The sequence below is a fragment of the Planktotalea sp. genome (genome assembly GCF_050633725.1).
Taxonomy (GTDB): Bacteria; Pseudomonadota; Alphaproteobacteria; order Rhodobacterales; family Rhodobacteraceae; genus Planktotalea.
In genome coordinates this window covers 1-18,225 of record NZ_JBOEHB010000017.1, presented here as the reverse complement: position 1 = coordinate 18,225, position 18,225 = coordinate 1, and the positions used below count along the sequence as shown (strand labels likewise).

15 protein-coding genes are annotated in these 18,225 nt (G+C 55.1%); 3 read left to right on the top strand and 12 right to left on the bottom strand.

Going from position 1 to position 18,225, the window contains the following annotated elements:
- From ACRBCU_RS13695 to ACRBCU_RS13655, 9 genes are all read right to left on the bottom strand, one after another.
- The coding region (locus tag ACRBCU_RS13695; RefSeq protein ID WP_431365954.1) for a tetratricopeptide repeat protein at window positions 1–875 on the bottom strand (875 nt) is incomplete at its 3' end.
- Between the two features lie 199 nt (window positions 876–1,074).
- Entirely contained in the window at window positions 1,075–2,157 is a 1,083-nt protein-coding gene (gene mraY / locus ACRBCU_RS13690) for a phospho-N-acetylmuramoyl-pentapeptide-transferase (protein ID WP_431365953.1), read from the bottom strand.
- Window positions 2,158–3,603 carry a UDP-N-acetylmuramoyl-tripeptide--D-alanyl-D-alanine ligase gene (locus tag ACRBCU_RS13685; RefSeq protein WP_431365952.1) on the bottom strand — a complete coding sequence of 482 codons (1,446 nt, stop codon included), beginning with the start codon at window positions 3,601–3,603 and terminating at the stop codon, window positions 2,158–2,160. It abuts the gene before it with no gap.
- A complete protein-coding gene (locus ACRBCU_RS13680; RefSeq protein WP_431365951.1) occupies window positions 3,600–5,081 on the bottom strand; it encodes a UDP-N-acetylmuramoyl-L-alanyl-D-glutamate--2,6-diaminopimelate ligase in 1,482 nt (493 codons plus the stop codon). The genes ACRBCU_RS13685 and ACRBCU_RS13680 overlap by 4 nt, the downstream gene beginning before the upstream one ends.
- A gap of 42 nt (window positions 5,082–5,123) precedes the next feature.
- On the bottom strand, window positions 5,124–6,902 hold the full coding sequence (locus tag ACRBCU_RS13675) for a peptidoglycan D,D-transpeptidase FtsI family protein (RefSeq protein WP_431365950.1): 1,779 nt from the start codon (window positions 6,900–6,902) through the stop codon (window positions 5,124–5,126).
- On the bottom strand, window positions 6,899–7,282 hold the full coding sequence (ftsL, locus tag ACRBCU_RS13670; protein ID WP_431365949.1) for a cell division protein FtsL: 384 nt from the start codon (window positions 7,280–7,282) through the stop codon (window positions 6,899–6,901). Before ftsL ends, ACRBCU_RS13675 begins: the two co-directional genes overlap by 4 nt.
- Complete coding sequence (rsmH, locus tag ACRBCU_RS13665) at window positions 7,283–8,266, bottom strand: 16S rRNA (cytosine(1402)-N(4))-methyltransferase RsmH (RefSeq protein WP_431365948.1); 984 nt, start codon at window positions 8,264–8,266, stop codon at window positions 7,283–7,285. It lies immediately after the preceding gene.
- Between the two features lie 3 nt (window positions 8,267–8,269).
- On the bottom strand, window positions 8,270–8,785 hold the full coding sequence (gene mraZ / locus ACRBCU_RS13660) for a division/cell wall cluster transcriptional repressor MraZ (RefSeq protein WP_431365947.1): 516 nt from the start codon (window positions 8,783–8,785) through the stop codon (window positions 8,270–8,272).
- A 733-nt stretch (window positions 8,786–9,518) separates the two neighbouring features.
- Window positions 9,519–10,586, bottom strand: a complete 1,068-nt coding sequence (locus ACRBCU_RS13655; protein ID WP_431365946.1) for a P-loop NTPase — start codon at window positions 10,584–10,586, stop codon at window positions 9,519–9,521.
- A 258-nt stretch (window positions 10,587–10,844) separates the two neighbouring features.
- Between ACRBCU_RS13655 and ACRBCU_RS13650 the strand changes: the two genes are divergently transcribed.
- Window positions 10,845–11,060, top strand: a complete 216-nt coding sequence (locus ACRBCU_RS13650; protein WP_431365945.1) for a DUF1127 domain-containing protein — start codon at window positions 10,845–10,847, stop codon at window positions 11,058–11,060.
- A gap of 220 nt (window positions 11,061–11,280) precedes the next feature.
- On the opposite strand, the gene ACRBCU_RS13645 is transcribed toward ACRBCU_RS13650, so the two are convergent.
- The 3 genes from ACRBCU_RS13645 to ACRBCU_RS13635 all read right to left on the bottom strand — a co-directional run bounded on the left by ACRBCU_RS13645 (window position 11,281) and on the right by ACRBCU_RS13635 (window position 15,467).
- The gene (locus ACRBCU_RS13645; RefSeq protein ID WP_431365944.1) at window positions 11,281–12,300 is read right to left on the bottom strand and encodes a Hint domain-containing protein; all 1,020 of its coding nucleotides are present in this window, start codon (window positions 12,298–12,300) and stop codon (window positions 11,281–11,283) included.
- Between the two features lie 9 nt (window positions 12,301–12,309).
- Window positions 12,310–12,531, bottom strand: coding sequence for a hypothetical protein (locus tag ACRBCU_RS13640; RefSeq protein WP_431365943.1), 222 nt, complete (start codon window positions 12,529–12,531; stop codon window positions 12,310–12,312).
- A gap of 269 nt (window positions 12,532–12,800) precedes the next feature.
- On the bottom strand, window positions 12,801–15,467 hold the full coding sequence (locus ACRBCU_RS13635; protein ID WP_431365942.1) for an ATP-dependent helicase: 2,667 nt from the start codon (window positions 15,465–15,467) through the stop codon (window positions 12,801–12,803).
- Between the two features lie 192 nt (window positions 15,468–15,659).
- Between ACRBCU_RS13635 and ACRBCU_RS13630 the strand changes: the two genes are divergently transcribed.
- Window positions 15,660–16,805, top strand: a complete 1,146-nt coding sequence (locus tag ACRBCU_RS13630) for an alpha-hydroxy acid oxidase (protein WP_431365941.1) — start codon at window positions 15,660–15,662, stop codon at window positions 16,803–16,805.
- 147 nt (window positions 16,806–16,952) lie between these two features.
- On the top strand, window positions 16,953–18,225 hold a 1,273-nt coding region (locus ACRBCU_RS13625; protein WP_431365940.1), incomplete at its 3' end, for a biotin carboxylase N-terminal domain-containing protein.

Sequence of the window (18,225 nt, the reverse complement as noted above, 5' to 3'; positions counted from 1 at the left end):
TTGTTCAGGCGGATGGCATAGTTCGGATGCTCCGTACCTATCGTCTTTTCATCAATCAAAAGCGCCTCGCGGTAGAGACCCTCTGCCTGCTCATAGTGGCCCTGCGCACCTAAAGTTAACGCGTGATCATTTAGCGCCGTTGCAAGTTTTTCTTGATCTTCCTTCGCGCGGGCTTGCCTTACCAAATCTTCGCCGAGACGCAGCGCTGACGCGAAATCTCCTGCGCGCCAAGAGAATTCTCTTGCTTTCTTCAACGTTTCAAAACTCGGATCAAGCCGCGCTGCGCGAGCGTAATGCTCTGCAGCGTCGTGCCAGCGAATCTCGGCCTCTGCCACTTCACCACGACCAAAGGCAGCGCGGGCGGCTTGTTGGACTTCGAGTTTGTGGCGTTCTTCAACTTCGGCAAAAATGTCATCTGCGACGGAGAAGTCGAGTCTCGCGAGGGCGTTTTGTGCTTCAGCCAACCTGTCACCGCCGATGTCATTGCCCATGTGGGAGAGACGATCTGTTAGATCGGCGATGGTTTTTTGCGCCTCGGCAAGGGCGTCGTCAGGATCGGCGATCTGCGCTTCCATTTCAGCGATGCGCGCGCGTAGGTCCGATTTTTCATCCTCGTGGGCAGCGGCGAGTTCCTGCTCCAAGTCCGCTTTCATTTCGCGGCGGATGGCGATGAACTCATGCACTTCTAATGTTGCTGTTGTCTTTGCCTCGACTGGAGCAACGGCTTTGATGCTTTCTTTGTCCAGCTTCACCGTTTCTGTTCGACCAAACAACTTGCGAAATGGCTTAAATACGGTTTCCACAATGGCTAAAACCGCAGCGCCGCCACCTAGCTCCGTACCATACTCAGCTAATATTGATAAAACCCACTCCATGTTTACCACCTACTCTTGCCCTAGATGTCAGCATACCCGTGTTACGTGATTTGGAAAGAGCATTCCCCGACCGAGAGTGGGGGTTTATCCCCCTCCCGTGGGGGAGGTCGGGGGATGCTCGGGGGTTCCCCCGAGCGATGTCAGAATGAACTGTAGTGCAACAAAAACGTAAGGTGCGTGGTGACCACGCACCCTACTTTTAACGTACCTTGAGGGTCGCGAGGCCGATCATCGCCAAGATCAGCGAGATGATCCAGAAACGGATCACGATTGTCGGCTCGGCCCAGCCCTTTTTCTCGTAGTGGTGATGGATCGGCGCCATCAGGAAGACGCGTTTGCCTGTACGCTTGAAGTAGAGCACTTGGATGATCACCGAGAGCGCCTCGACCACGAACAACCCGCCGATGATCGCCAGCACCAATTCGTGTTTCGTCGAGACCGCAATTGCGCCCAAAGCGCCGCCAAGCGCGAGCGATCCTGTGTCGCCCATGAAGACCGCCGCGGGGGGCGCGTTGTACCACAAAAAGCCAAGGCCACCGCCAAAGATGCCAGCGGTGAAAATCAGGATTTCACCTGTGCCCGGCACATAATGCACGTCCAGATATTCGGTGAAATCGACGCGGCCCACCGCATAGGCGATTATGCCGAGCGAGCCAGAGGCGATCATCACCGGCATAATCGCAAGGCCATCGAGGCCGTCGGTAAGGTTAACAGAGTTCGCCGCACCAACGATCACGATGACCGCGAAGGGCACAAAGAGGTAGCCAAGGTTGATCAGCGTGTCCTTGAAAATCGGCAGCGCCAGTTGGTTTTGCAGCTCCACAGGGTGATATTGCGCGGCCCAGTAGCCAGCGATACCTGCAATCAGGAAACCAAGCAAAAGGCGGATTTTGCCCGAAACGCCAGCGGTGTTCTGTTTGGAAACCTTCGCGTAGTCATCCGCGAAACCAATCGCGCCATAAGCCATTGTAACAAAAAGGCAAATCAGAACAAACGGATTGTCCAAACGCGCCCAAAGCAACGTTGACGTGAGCAAAGCGCCCACGATCAGAAGCCCGCCCATTGTAGGGGTTCCCGCCTTGACGAAATGACCCTCGGGGCCATCATCGCGGATGGGTTGGCCTTTGCCTTGCTTGCGGCGCAACACGTTGATCAGCGGCTTTCCGAAGACAAAACCAAAGATAAGCGCCGTCAAAAACGCCCCGCCTGCGCGAAAGGTGATGTAGCGAAAGAGGTTGAAGAAATCGCCTCCGTCAGAGAGAGCGGTTAACCAATATAGCATTTACACATCGTCCTTTTCGGCGTCTTTGTTGGCCGTATGGCCCAATTTTCGAACCGCGTCCACCACGCGCGCCAGACCCATCGACAAAGAGCCTTTGGCAAGCACAACATCGCCTGCGTCGAGGTCTCGGCCCACATGGCTTGCCATTTCTGAGCTGCTTTCGCACCAATGGCCTCGCTTGGCCTCTGGCAGCGCCTCGTAGCAGTGACGCATGAGAGGGCCGACGCAGTGGATCACGTCGATATCACGCACACTCGGCAAGGCGGCGATTGCGGCGTGCATCGCGTTTTCATCCTCGCCTAGCTCTTTCATATCGCCGAGATAGGCGATGCGGCGTCCCTTGGAGACCCGGCCGATATCATGGCTCACCTCCGCTGCCGCAAGCACATCAAGCGCTGCGCGAAGTGATGTCGGATTTGCATTATACGCGTCGTCAATCAGCTCTAGCGTCATTCGATTATCCGCTGGATCAAGCGCAATGATCTCACGCGCGCCGCGCCCCGTGAATGGGCTCCAGTTGGCGATTGAGTGCGCAGCGAGCGCAAGGTCAGCGCCAAGCGCCTCAGCACTGGCAAGCGCCCCGAGCCCGTTCATCGCAAAATGCTTGCCTGCGCTTTGCACCTTAAAGAGGAGTGACGCGCCATTGGCATTGGCTTGAACAACGGTTGTATTGCCTTTCAACACCACTTTTTCCAGCGTGTATTCCTGTGCGCTTTCGCCAAACCAAATAGGCTCAAGTCCGTGCTTTGATGCGGCCTGCCTCAAGACATCAACCGTGTCGATATCGCCGTTTAGAACGGCAACGCCTTCAGATTCCAACCCGTCCAGGATCGCGGCTTTTTCAGCGGCGATGCCTTCGATGTTTTCAAAGGCTTCCAGATGCGCAGCAGCAACTGTTGTGATCATCGCCACATGCGGACGTGCCATGCGGGCAAGCGGCGCGATTTCGCCGGGGTGGTTCATCCCGATTTCGATCACGGCAAATTCGGTATCGGCAGGCATGCGCGCCAATGTCAGAGGCACCCCCCAATGATTATTGTAGCTTGCGACCGAAGCATGGGTGCGTCCTTGCGCGCTTAGCACGTCGCGCAGCATTTCCTTGGTTGACGTTTTTCCAACCGAGCCGGTGATCGCAACGACGCGCGCATCTGTGCGTGCGCGGCCAGCGCGGCCCAAGTCTTCCAACGCTGCGAGCACATCGTCAACGATCAAAAGTGGCGCATCAGCTGCAACGTCATCGGGCACATGGGTGACCAACGCAGCCCCTGCCCCTTTGCTTAGGGCCTGCGCCACAAAATCGTGCCCATCGCGCGCGGCTTTCAGAGCCACGAAAAGATCGCCCACTTCAATCGTGCGCGTGTCGATGGAAATACCATTCACGGTCCAGTCGCCGATTGCTGCCCCACCTGTTGCAGCGGCCGCCTCGGATGCTGTCCAAAGGCTCATGCGCCTTCTCCTTCCAACGCAGCGACGGCCACGCTTGCTTGTTCGCAATCATCAAATGGAAACACCGTGTCGCCCACGATTTGGCCCGTTTCATGGCCCTTGCCTGCGATCAACAGCGCATCCCCCGGACCGAGCGCATCAACAGCGCGCAGGATTGCTTCGGCGCGGTCAGCAACTTCGATCGCCTCGGGAGCGCCGCCCATAACAGCTGCGCGGATCAATGCGGGATCTTCGGATCGCGGGTTATCGTCAGTCACGAAGACCAAGTCCGCGTTTTCAGCGGCCGCTTGTCCCATCAAAGGGCGCTTGCTCGTATCGCGATCCCCGCCAGCGCCGATCAGCGCCACGAGGCGGCCCATCACATGAGGGCGCATCGCCTTTAGTGCGGTTTCAACAGCGTCGGGCGTATGGGCATAGTCAACAAAGACCGAAGCTCCGTTTGAGCGCGTTGCAGCAAGTTGCATACGCCCATGTACGGTTTCCAGATCGCCAAGCGTGTCGAACACGCGCGCAGGCTCTTCTCCGCAGGCGATGACCAAGCCAGCAGCGAGCAAGACATTTTCCGCCTGAAAACCACCGATCAAGTTCAGACGGGCTTGGAACGGGCGGTCGTGCCACTTGAACAACAGGTCTTGGCCCGTGCCATCAAAGCGCTGACCAAGCAGGCAAAGGTCCGCTTCGGGGTCTTTGCCAACGCCGATCAACTCGTGGCCATGACCCTGCGCGATCATCGCAACTTCTGCGCCTTTGGGATCATCAAGGTTCACCACCGCGACCCCATCATCGTGCAAAACGCGCGTGAACAGACCCATCTTGGCCTCGAAATAGGCTTCAAACGTGCCGTGATAGTCCAAATGATCCTGAGTGAAATTGGTGAACCCTGCTGCCGCAAGGTTCACACCGTCCATGCGGCGCTGATCCAGCCCGTGCGAGGAGGCTTCCATCGCCGCATGGCTGATGCCCTCGCGCGCGATTTTTGCAAGCGCGCGGTGCAGCGTGATCGGCTCCGGTGTCGTATGGGCCAACGGAAGGTGCATGCTGCCTTCAACACCTGTGGTTCCAAGATTAACCGCTTCCAGATCTAGCAAATTCCAGATTTGACGCACAAAAGTGCTAACCGAGGTTTTCCCGTTGGTTCCTGTGACTGCCGTCATAACCTGCGGCTGGCCCCCGAACCAAAGCGCCGACGCAAAGGCCAATGCACTGCGAGGATCATCGGTTACGATGAGCGCGGCGTCATTCGCGGCCAACTCGTCAGCGGCGATTTCAGCGCCAACAGCATCGGTCAGGACCGCACTTGCGCCCATGCGCAAAGCGTATTGGATAAACTCTCCGCCATGCACTTTGGAGCCGGGCAACGCCGCAAACAAAAAGCCCTTTTTCACCTCGCGGCTATCAACCGCCAGTCCGAAAATTTCTGGATTTCTTGCCTCTGCCGCGGTCAATCCGAGCTGTTGCAAAGTCTTAGATGCTGCCATGGCCTGCCCCTACATCTTGTAGCGCGCGCACTCGCGCACCCCTCAATTCGATGTGAGCGTTATACCAGCCAATTCACCCGGTTCAATCTCTGGTCTTAACCCCAAGAGCGGCGCGACGCGGCCAATCATCTCAGCCGCTACAGGAACCGCAGTCCATCCCGCAGTTCGGCGCGGTTTTGCACCAGAGGTTTCGACCGGTTCATCTAGCGTGACAACAAGCACGTATTTGGGGTCATGTGCAGGGAAAAGCGACGCAAAAGTCGCGATAACCTTTTGCTTGTAATACCCGCCACGTGGTTTGGGTTTATCGGCCGTTCCGGTTTTGCCGCCAACCGCATAGCCCTGCACCTCGCCAAAGCTGGCAGTGCCTTCTGTGACCACTTTACGCAGCATGTCACGCGCATATCTTGCCGTATCTTCGCGCATGACGCGTGTGCCTGCGGGTGCCTGCTCGCGTTTAACGATTGTTGGCGCGATGTAGCGTCCACCGTTGGCGATTGCCGCGTAGCCTGCCGCCAGATGAAGCGGTGAATTCGACAGTCCGTGGCCATAGGAAATCGTCACAGCACTCAGATCAGTCCACCGCTCTGGATAGAGCGGCTTGCCGCCCTTTGCTTCGACGATCTCTAGCGGTGTGTAATCCATGAAGCCCATTGCCTTCATAAATTCCTTTTGCCGTTTCACGCCGATTTGCAGGGCCATTCGCCCGGTTCCACGGTTGGAGCTTTTTACAATAATGTCTGCAACGCTGAGCGTGCCGTAGTTTTTCTTTTTGAACTCACCAATATTAAAGCCGCCGACGCGCAGGGCTTTGCCTGTGTCGATCATGGTTTGATGATTCACAAGATTCAGATCCATCGCCTGCGCGGCAGTGAAAATCTTGTAAGCAGAGCCAAGCTCGTACACGCCCTGCACCGAGCGATTGAAAAGCGGGCTATCAGAGGCATCGCCTTCGGTCAAAGGGCTCGGGCGCGCGTTCGGATCAAAGTCAGGTAGGCTCACGATTGAGATAATTTCGCCCGTATGAACGTCCATCAGGACCGAAGCGGCCCCTTTGGCATTCATCAACTTCATACCGCCATAGAGAACTTCTTCAGCAGCGGCCTGAACCGTTAAATCAAGCGAAAGCGCGAGCGGAGCGCTCGCAGGATCGCGCAGTCTTTCGTCGTAGAATTTTTCAACACCGGCCACACCGATCACTTCGGCAGCATGCACCCCTTCGCGGCCAAAGCTTGCACCGCCCAAGACATGCGCGGCGAGTTTGCCGTTTGGATAGAGACGCATCTCGCGCGGGCCGAACAATAGGCCAGGATCACCAATATCGTGCACGGCCTGTTTCTGCTCGGGGCTTAACTTCTTCTTGATCCACAGAAATTTACGTTTGCCCGTGAAACTCTTAAGCAGCTTTTCGCGTTCCAAGTCTGGAAAAATCGCTGCGAGCTCTGCTGCGACGCGCTCTTTGTCAACCATTTGCAAAGGCTGCGCATAGAGTGAATGGGTTTCGAAGTTGGTCGCCAGAATACGGCCATGGCGATCGGTGATGTCAGCGCGCTGCGCTTGGATTGCAGCGCTCGAGCTTGCTGCGCGCGGCTCGGCCGGCTCGCTCGCGGCCAACACACCCATGCGCGCGCCGATAACGCCAAACGCACAAAAAAAGATGACCGACAGGATAAGCAACCTGCCCTCTGCGCGATTGCGCGATTGATCGCGCATTTGTTCGTGCCGAATGCGCAGGTTTTCGCGCTCGATTGCGTCCGGATTTTCTCCACTCGCCCTTGCCTCAAGAATGCGAGCGAGCGGGCGAAGCGGTGTTCGGATCATGGGAAGGTTCCGTCGCGACGGGTGACAGTTTCATCTGCGCCATTGAGACCTGAAACATCAACAGTGTTGGTAATGATCAATTCGGGTTCCGGCTCTGGTGGAAAGGCCACCTGATCCACTTTGCCAAATTGATCGGGGCGCAAAGGCAACAGGCCCAAACGCTCGAAATTCACTTCCGTCAAATCGCGCAGGCGATCGGGGCGATTGAGATAAGCCCATTCGGCGCGCAAAACTGTAAGCCGCTCACGCGCTGCGCCAATCTCTTTATTGATTTTTTCCACACGGGCAATTTCAGATTGCGTTTGATAGTTCTCGCGGTAGGCCCAAAAGGCCAGTCCGATAACGCAAAGGGCAGTCACTATATAAAGCATCGAACGCATTTAACGATCCCTTCTTAACATTGGCATACCGAGCGATTTCGCATCAATGCGGCCAGCGGGCGCATCTGTGCGGCGCGCAAGGCGCAGTTTGGCGGAACGTGCACGAGGATTATGCGCAAGTTCATCTTCACTGGCGGAAATGGCTTTGCGTCCAAGCAATTCGAACGCGGGTTTTTCGGTCTGCAATTCCGGTGCAAAGCGGTTGGCATTGCCCGTCGTGCCTGCGCGCGACTGCAAGAAACGCTTTGCCATGCGATCTTCTACCGAATGGAAGGTCACAATGGCGAGCAACCCACCGGGTGCAAGCACTTGCTCGGCAGCCATAAGGCCCTGATACAATTCGCCATATTCATTATTCACCGCAATGCGCAGTGCTTGAAAGCTGCGCGTTGCAGGATGGCTTTGCCCCGTTTTTTTGCGCGGTAGGCATTTTTCAATCAAGTCGGCAAGCTGCAAAGTCGTCGTAATCGGAGTGGTTTCACGCAGCTCCAAAATAGCGCGCGCAATGCGGCGCGATGCGCGTTCTTCACCATAGTTGTAGAGAATTTCAGCGATTTCTTCAGCGCTGTATTCATTGACGATGTCCGCAGCGCTCTGACCGTCCTGCCCCATACGCATGTCCAAGGGACCATCGCGCATGAAGGAAAAACCACGCTCTGCCAAATCAAGCTGCATTGACGACACGCCAAGGTCCAGAACCACGCCATCCAAATTGCTGGCGAACTCCGCCATATCCGAAAACACGCCCGGTTGCTGGATCAAACGCGTGCCGTAGCTTTGCGCCCAATCCGCAGCCATTTCAAATGCCAAAGGATCGCGATCAACTGCAATAACGCTGTCAGCACCTGCATCCAGAATTGCACGTGTATACCCGCCTGCACCAAAGGTGCCATCAAGCCAGTGGCCCGATATCGGATCAGCCGCGTTTAGAATGGGGGTCAGAAGAACCGGAATGTGAGGCGCAGAGGGTGTTGCCTGTTCCATGATTTATTCCGCCGCTGGCGCTGAAGGGACACTATCGAGGAACTCGAGCGGGTCGAAATCGTCTGGAAGCTCTTCCAGCCACTCTTCCGTGCGCGCCAGCTCTTCCGCTTCATATGTTTCGGTTTTCCAAATCTGGAAAGTGTCACCAGCTGCGATAAAGAACGCTTCTTTTTCCAGATCAATCTTGTTGCGCAATTTGGCCGGCAAAACCAAACGGCCCGTTTCGTCAATTGTCGTCGGGAAGGACTGACCGTGGAAAAGGCGCTGTAGCATCTTACGCTGCATAGAGCCGCGCGGGAGCGCATCTATCTTGGCGTCCACTTCTTCGATGGCTTCCATCGTGTAGCACTCAAGATAATTACGGCGGTGATCACCATAGACGATGACCAGTTCAGGTGCGAGGCCGTCGGTCCAATTCGGGTCAGAACGCTCGATTACACGACGAAAAGAGGCTGGGATAGAGACCCGCCCCTTTGTATCCACCTTATGGTGGCTTTCGCCTCTGAACCTGCGTGACACGCTGAATGGTCCCTTTTGCCTACCCCCGAAAAAATTAAAGGCGGATCAAGCTGCTGCCACTGCTTGATCCGCCGACGTCCCGTTTCCGGGAGTGTCCGATCGCGCGCGCCACCTGGGGGGATGTCTGCTCGCTCGCGCGCCGGATCTGGTTGAGAAGGTGAAGGCGAGTGCCTGTATGAAACCTGACTTGGGATATTTTTTGTTTTAGGTTTTGGGGTCGTTTGGTGCCCCGTGTTGTGTTCCCGTCTTCATCTTCTGCAATAAGGGATACGATGGGAAATCATGGTAATCAATAGAAATTTTCGGGAAATCCTTACTAAATGTTGCTTCAGCCAACCCCGCAAAACAACATATGGTAAGAACGCATCAAGAACATGATCCACTGGTAGCGCGCATGACGCAATCAGCCTACTAAATGTAGTAAAGAAAATTTCTCTCAATTTTCTCCCATATTTTCCCAAAAATCGTCACGGTGGCGTCGAACTCTTACGAAAATCGCGCCGAGAGACACCCTGACCCCTACGAATCACACAAGATTCACTGTGTAAATCGCGCTCAATCAGAAGAGTCGCGAGTGAGTCTCTGGAGTGACAGGGCTTTTACAGGCTATTTCACAGGATCTGGGCCATGATTTCCCATATGGCCCACGAATTCCCATTCCAGCTCTCAAAAACGCGAAAAGCGCTCCGATCAGGAACGCTTTTGCATTTTCGAGCAGTTAATTGGAGAGAAGCTACGCCATGCCGCCCTCGACAAGGCCGCGCGCCAAATCAGCATACGCTTGAGCCATGACCCCCTCGCCCGCGGCTATCGGAGTTCCCGCATCACCCGCAAGTCGCGTTTCAAGATCAATCGGCAAAGCCCCCAACAATGGCACATTGATGCGTTCCGCTTCGGCAGCAACGCCGCCTTTTCCGAATATCTCGTGGGTCGAGCCACAATCGGGACAGGTGAACATCGACATATTCTCGATCAGCCCAAGCACCGGCGTTTTCAACGTTGCGAACATATCAAGCGCTTTGCGCGCATCTAAGAGAGCAACGTCTTGCGGCGTGCTGACAACAATAGCCCCTGTGACTTGGCTCTTTTGGCACAACGTCAACTGCACATCGCCTGTTCCGGGCGGAAGATCGACAATAAGAACATCTAGATCGCCCCACTCTACCTGCCCAAACATTTGCTGCAACGCGCCCATGAGCATTGGTCCACGCCAAACAATCGCTTTGTCAGGGTCCATCATAAGACCGATAGACATCATCGTAACGCCATGAGCCTTGAGCGGGATGATGGTTTTTCCATCAGGACTGGCGGGGCGTTTGCTCACTCCCATCATGCGAGGCTGAGATGGGCCATATATATCTGCATCCAAAAGGCCAACGCGGCGACCTTGCTTTGCAAGCGCCACAGCGAGGTTGGATGAAACAGTAGACTTGCCAACGCCGCCCTTTCCCGAGCCAATCGCAAGGATGCGATCTACGCCAGAAACTTTGGCTGGCCCGCCCTGCTGCGGTTTAGGGTGCCCGCCGATCTTTAGGCTTGGCGGCGCAGGTTTAGCCGCATGAGCCGTAAGCGCGGCTGAAACTGTGCGCGCGCCCGCAACGGCGCTGACCGCAGCCTCGGCCGCTTTGCGCAAAGGTTCCATGTGCTGGGCGATTTCGGGACTTGGAGCTTCAATAACAAATCGAACCGTTTGCTCATCAACGTTAAGTGCACGGATCATATCGCGGCTGATCAGATCACCCCCATCCGGCAAAGCCAAACGCGCGAGCGCATCGCGAATATCGGTTTCAATTTGGCTCATCTTATCCTCCAGTCAGCGTTTGCTCATAACTGGCAGCTTTGAAAGCAGGCGCAAGGGCGGATCGGAAAGTTTTGAAAATGCCTCACTTTTAGGCGTCTTGCATCGCATCAGGCTGACCCAACGTCGCGTATGCAATTGCTGCATAGCAGCATTGTCGAGATGAGGATTGTGCAGTCGCAGCATAACCGCCATATTCGTTTTCAACAGCACGGCAATGCGCCGCGCCACACACTTAGACGACTTACAAGGAAGATGCACATGGCATTCCTAACAGACACATTCGCGGCTCAAGGCTCCTTCGGTGAGAAGATCGCTTCACTTTGGGCACAGGTATCCGAAGCACGTGCAAAGCGCGCCGTATTCCGCCAGACTTTCAGCGAGCTTAGCTCATTGTCATCGCGTGAACTTGCCGATCTTGGCATCGCACGCTCAATGATCCGCCGCATTGCATATCAAGCTGCTTACGACAGCTAAACGGTTTTTCAGCAAGCGCGTTCCTCCCAACTTTGCTTGCTGAACCGGCGATAGAACGGTCCTCCCCCGCGCTTCGCCAAATACACGGTCCTGATGAGGGCCAGACATAGTGGGTCCAGTCTTCCTCCCAGAAATGGGCCCACTTACATAGAACGGCGATGCATCCTCCCATGCATCGCCGTTTTTGTTTTAATGGACTAGCTCATTGGTCAAAGGCCGACTAACGCGTCGGCGATAGCATTGCACTTCGGCTCATGTGTTGGCTCGCAAGGATCGCTTTCTCGTTCTTTAGGTGGCGCGCAATCAATTGTTTTTGCGACGCACGATCTGGAATCGGATGTGCAGGCCGCATCGTGCGGGATTTACGTGCCAACTGCGGGAACAGCGTCAAAATTTCGCCGCGCGCCTCTGGATTCAATGCGGCAATTGCCTCTCGCCCGGTGAAGAAACTTTCAGCGGGCGCGCCTTCGGCTAACACGACCTGATGACGGTCGAACACAAGATGGTGGTAGTTGAGCGCATCTGTGCATTCCTCAACAAACACGCCAGGAAGTTCCGTCAATCGAATAGCCGCGACAAGTACGTTGCGCGCGCCGAACATTCGCTCAGCGATGACCGAACTCACCTGCATTCTATGTTGGCGCGATACGAACAAATCTCGTTTAGGCAAACCATCGCCAAGCGCCCCAGCGCAAATGCGCACGGGACGTAGGTTCTGGTGACTTTGCATTTGCTCTTCACTGACGGGACTCAGAAGATTCAACCGCAGCGGTGCAAAGCCTCCATCCGCCAAAGCGATCTGAATATCTGGCTCTAGCGCTTCAACAGGCATCGGACCCTGTTCTGTATCAATCAACGTACCTTCAGCAAAGCAAACGATCGAGGAATAGGTCCACCCGACGCTGTGGCTTTGATAAGTTCCAAGGGTCGCGCCAACCGTAAATTCAGAACCTGGCGCAGGTACAAAATACCACCCCGACGGAGCCGCCGTTGTGTAAAAGAAATAGAACGTTTCGACATGCGGGTTGCCGCCCGTATCGGTAAAACTAACGTTAATCGCATAAGGGTTGCTTGACGTGGATCCAGCGGCGCCGCCATTGATCGAGACGGATTCACCTGCATCACTGCCGCCATCAAAATTGGGGTCATCATCATCAAGCGCAGCTGTATAGGACGTATTATAGAGTGCGTTATACCCCGTTCCCGTCCACCTGAAAGCTTCTACTGTGTAAATTGGCATTGCCTGCGCCTACCCTTGTGCAGAGCGCAGTTTACTTTTGCGCTCCATATGGAGGGCGCGAAACAAGGTACGTCGGCCTTTACCAGACAACTGAAACCCGATCGCGCCGGTGCCAAGCGTTTCTTCCGCGCCAAGCACATCTCGCGGGTTGGGAACAACATAATGTTCAGAGCGCAGACGGTGTGAAAACGCCAGTGCCTGCGGCTGTTGCACTTCTGCTTTTTTGCCCATTGCTACCACCTACTCGTATCGCCTGCGCAGCGCGCAGACAGAAGAATTCACTTCGTCGTAATACACCAATTGGTGTATTGAACTCTTATTTGAGGTGTAAACCGCTCGATCCACTGCCTCTATATTTACGCACTCTTTTGGCGCGTTTTTATTGAAAGTCGGTAAACTTTCTAGTTGAAATTAGCAGAAGCCTTCTGGTTTTTGAAGGGTTTTCTGAATTGAAGCCCTTCGAACTGTTGCATCTAGATTAATAAAGCCGCGCATTTGTCTTAGAATGGCACATCATCTGCAGCATCCGCGGCGGCAACAAAGCGCGACACAACTTTTTTCGTGCCTGCCTTTTCAAAATCAATCTCGAGCTTGTCCCCTTCGATCCCGATCACAGCGCCATAGCCAAACTTTTGATGGAACACCCGCTCACCCATAGAAAAGCTAGAGGTCGCTGTCATATCTATTGTGATGCTTCGGCTCTCGCTAGGCTGGCTTACGGGCCTTTGTTCTTTGCGCGCTTGCAAACGTTTCCACCCTGGCGAGTTGTAAACGTCTGCCTCCTGAACACGGGTCTCCAAGTCAGAACGCCCACCGCCCCCCATGCCAGCCGCGCCGTAGCTTCCACCGTAAAGACCGGGAGGCGTGAGAACATCCACATGATCTTCGGGCAACTCGTCAATGAAACGAGACGGCAGCGCATTTTGCCATTGACCGAACACCATGCGATTGGCCGCGAAAGAGATTGTGCAGAGTTCCTCCGCGCGGGTGATACCGACGTAGGCAAGGCGGCGCTCTTCCTCTAAGCCTTTCAGCCCGCTTTCATCCATCGATCGCTGCGACGGGAACAGACCGTCCTCCCAACCGGGCAAAAAGACCGCGGGAAATTCGAGCCCCTTCGCGCCGTGAAGCGTCATGATCGACACTTTCGCGCCTTGATCATCTTGTGAGTTATCCATGATCAGACTGACATGCTCTAGAAACCCTTGCAGGTTTTCGAATTGCTCCAGCGCTTTGACCAGTTCTTTCAGGTTTTCAAGTCGCCCAGGCCCTTCGGGCGTCTTGTCGTTCTGCCAATGGGCGGTATAGCCGCTTTCGTCCAGAATAACTTGAGCAAGCTCCACATGGCTGGTTTCTGGCGGGCCATATTCAATGCGATTGGATACGAGACCGCTGAACGGACCATCATCATCAATCACGGCGTCTTCTTCAATTGCAACGGCCAAACGTGGTCCACGGGTCATGTTTGCCCAGCGATCAATGCCATCAATTAGCTTGCCAAGCTCCGCTCCGCCCTTGCCGCCAATCGCTTTGGTTTCAACGCAAATACGCGCGCCTTCGACAAGGCTGACACCATTTTCTCGCGCGGCTACTTGGATTTTCTGCTGGGCTTTGTCGCCAAGGCCGCGTTTGGGAGTGTTCACGATCCGCTCGAAGGCGAGATCGTCGTCGGGCGAGGTCACAACGCGGAAATAGGCCATCGCGTCGCGAATTTCCATCCGCTCATAGAACCGTGGGCCGCCGATAACGCGATAAGGCAGACCGATGGTGAGAAAGCGATCCTCAAAGGCGCGCATCTGGTGCGAAGCGCGTACAAGGATTGCCATTTCATTCAGAGGAAATTTATCAATAGGGCTGCTGCTAACCGCGGCGTACATATTCCTTGCATTCGGATCACCCTCCAACAATTTCAAAGCTAGTTGCTGAACCTTAATATCGGTGAATACGCTACCTGAATTGAACGCCATCGAAATAAACGCATGCTCGTCGCTAGTATCGACATGTCGGCCAAAATATTGCTCTAAAGAGGTCCATCTTGGGTTTCTGCGATTTTGAGCTTCAGGCGCGCTACCGTCACTCAAAGCTTCCACTTTTTCGCCAATCCAGCGCGCTTCTTCTTCGCCGTCCCAATGGCCAATCAGGCGGACTTTTTCGCCGTCTTCTGAGGCCGTCCAAAGCCCTTTGCCCAAACGGTTCTCATTGCCAGCGATCACATTGGACGCGGCGGCGAGGATGTGGGGCGTGGAGCGGTAGTTTTGCTCAAGGCGCACAACTTTTGCGCCCTCAAAATCCTTTTCGAACCGTAGGATATTGCCGACTTCTGCGCCGCGCCAACCGTAGATAGATTGATCGTCATCGCCAACGCAGCAGATATTCTTGTGGCCCCCTGCAAGGAGCCGTAGCCAGAGATATTGCGCAACGTTCGTGTCTTGGTATTCGTCCACAAGAATGTAGCGGAACCAGCGTTGATATTGCTCAAGCACGTCTTGGTGGGTTTGGAATATCGTCACCACATGCAGCAAAAGATCGCCAAAATCGACGGCGTTCAGCTCAAGCAAGCGTTTTTGGTATTGCTCGTAAAACTCTGTGCCGCGATTGTTGAACGCACTGGCATCCGCGCTTGGCACTTTCTCAGGCGTGAGCGCGCGGTTTTTCCATCCGTCAATCAGACCAGCAAGCAGACGCGGCGTCCAACGCTTGTCGTCAATCCCGTCTGCGCGCAGCAATTGTTTGAGCAAACGAATTTGATCGTCCGTATCCAAAATGGTGAAATTGCTTTTGAGGCCTGCCAATTCCGCATGACGGCGCAGGAGCTTGACGCAGATAGAATGGAAGGTTCCAAGCCACGGCATGCCTTCGATGCTTTGCCCAAGCATGCCACCAACGCGCAATTTCATTTCGCGTGCAGCTTTGTTGGTGAAGGTCACTGCCAGAATCTCATTGGGCCGCGCTTTGCCCGCGTTCATCAGATGCACAATGCGCGTAGTCAGTGCTTTGGTTTTGCCTGTGCCTGCGCCCGCAAGCATCAAAACAGGGCCGTCGAGCGTCTCGACCGCTTCGCGCTGTGCGTCGTTCAATCCGTCCAGATATGGCGCGGGCCGCGCGGACATCGCGCGCTGGCTCAGCGAAGCGCCTTCAAAGGCGTCCATTTCGTCAAAACTACTCATGCAAGTTATCTAGCCTAAGCAAATGGACCCGCCAAGCCTGTTCTCGCAATGTTCTTAAGTTGCAAGGTAAATTAGTCTGACGATGCGCTTTTGCGACAGAGTAGCAAGCGAGCCATTGGTGTGCATGGCGCTGCGATCAAATCAAATAGCCTTAGCGCTAGACAATGCTCACAATTTGTCTAACAAAAGCCCATGGACCTACACAGTTCTTACCCCGCGATAAGCGATCTTCGGCGCAAAGCAAAAAAGCGTATCCCGCATTTCGTTTGGGAATACCTTGATAGCGCGACTGGCGAGGAAGCCACCAAGTCGCGCAATCGCAGCAAGCTTGACGATATCCTCATGATGCCCTCGATCTTGCACGGCGAGAGCGAACCGGATCTGAGCACAACGTTCCTTGGTCAGTCTATGGCGCTGCCATTCGGGATTGCACCTGTAGGCATGTCGGGGCTTATTTGGCCCGATGCTGAACATCTGCTGGCGCAAAGTGCCGCCAAACTTGGCATTCCCTACACATTATCCACCGTCGCCACGCGCACGCCGGAAGACGTTGCCCCTGATCTTGGCCCCCATGGCTGGTTCCAGATGTATCCACCGCGCGATGAAGACATACGGCGCGACATTCTCAAGCGCGCCAAAGCCGCAGGTTTTCAGACTTTGGTGCTCACTGTCGATGTGCCAGTTGCATCGCGGCGCGAGCGTCAGCTGCGCGGCGGGCTGCAACAGCCACCCAAGCTGACGCCTCGTTTGCTGGCGCAGGTGGCGCGGTGTCCCACTTGGGCGCTTGGAACGGCGCGGCGCGGAATGCCGCGTATGCGTTTGATGGATAGCTATATTGATCACGTTAAAGGGCAAACCGAAGGGCTAAGCAGTACGGCCCACATCGGATATTTACTGCGGACCTCTCCTGACTGGGAATACGTAAACTGGCTACGAGATAACTGGGACGGCAGTTTCATTGTTAAGGGCGTTATGAATGCAGAAGACGCGCCTGCGTTAGAAAAAGCAGGGGTTGATGCGCTCTGGCTGTCCAACCATGCGGGTCGTCAGTTTGATGCCTCCCCCGCGCCTATTGAAGTGCTGCCAGATATGCGCGCGGCAACTGCGCTGCCATTGATTATGGACAGTGGCATTGAGGGCGGGTTGGATATTCTCAGGGCTTTGGCCCTTGGCGCAGATTTCGTTATGATGGGCCGCGCCTGGCACTACGCGCTTGGGGCGCTTGGCAAAGCGGGACCAGAGCATTTGGCGGATATTCTCGTGTCGGATTTGAAGGCCAATATGGGCCAAATCGGCATTGATACGCTGAAAGATGTTGTAAAAACACGCTATCCTTAGGCCCGACCTGAGGCATCCTTTTAAGAGCTGGCGCATTTACTATCGGGTTGACAAGGCTTGTTAGCGCTAACAATACCCAGTACTACGAATACCGCCACGCCTCCAAGCAGGTTACTACCCTCTCAATTGACCATTAGGAACGCTGCCATGACTGAATTCCGAAAGATCCTGATCGCCAACCGCGGCGAAATTGCCATCCGCATTATGCGTGCGGCCAATGAGATGGGAAAAAAGACCGTCGCCATTTATGCCGAAGAGGACAAGCTTGGCTTGCACCGATTCAAAGCGGACGAAGCTTACCGCATCGGCGCGGACATGGGGCCGGTTGCAGCCTACCTGTCGATTGAGGAAATCATTCGTGTTGCCAAGTTAAGCGGCGCAGATGCGATCCATCCGGGGTACGGTTTGCTCTCGGAGAACCCCGATTTTGTTGATGCCTGCGAAGCCAACGGCATTACATTTATCGGTCCCAAGGCAGCAACAATGCGCGCGCTTGGCGACAAAGCCTCGGCACGCCGCGTTGCGATTGAAGCGGGTGTTCCTGTCATTCCAGCGACCGAAGTGCTGGGCGATGACATGGAGGCGATCAAGAAAGAGGCTGGCGAGGTTGGTTATCCTTTGATGCTCAAAGCGTCTTGGGGCGGCGGCGGTCGCGGGATGCGCCCGATCCACGCTGAGAGCGAAGTTGAGGAAAAGGTCCTTGAGGGGCGCCGTGAAGCGGAAGCCGCCTTTGGCAATGGCGAGGGGTATCTGGAAAAGATGATCACCCGCGCGCGCCACGTTGAGGTGCAAATCCTTGGGGACACTCATGGCGGCATGTATCACCTGTTTGAGCGCGATTGCTCGGTCCAGCGGCGCAACCAAAAGGTGGTTGAGCGCGCCCCTGCCCCCTATCTGAGCAACGAGCAGCGCGATGAGATTTGCGCATTGGGCCGCAAGATTTGCGCTCATGTGAATTATGAATGTGCGGGCACCGTTGAGTTCCTGATGGATATGGACACAGGCGCGTTCTACTTTATCGAAGTGAACCCGCGCGTGCAGGTTGAACATACTGTGACCGAGGAAGTTACAGGCATCGACATCGTTCAGGCGCAAATCAAAATCGCTGAAGGCAAGAGCATTGCCGAAGCGACAGGCAAAGCCTCGCAAGAGGATATCCGCCTGAATGGTCATGCGCTGCAAACACGCATCACGACGGAAGATCCACAGAACAACTTTATCCCCGATTATGGCCGCATCACCGCTTATCGTTCGGCCACGGGCATGGGTATTCGTCTCGATGGTGGCACGGCCTATTCGGGCGGTGTGATCACGCGTTATTATGACAGTTTGTTGGTAAAAGTGACGGCACACGCGCAAACACCAGAAGCGGCGATTGCCCGTATGGACCGCGCCCTACGCGAGTTCCGTATTCGCGGTG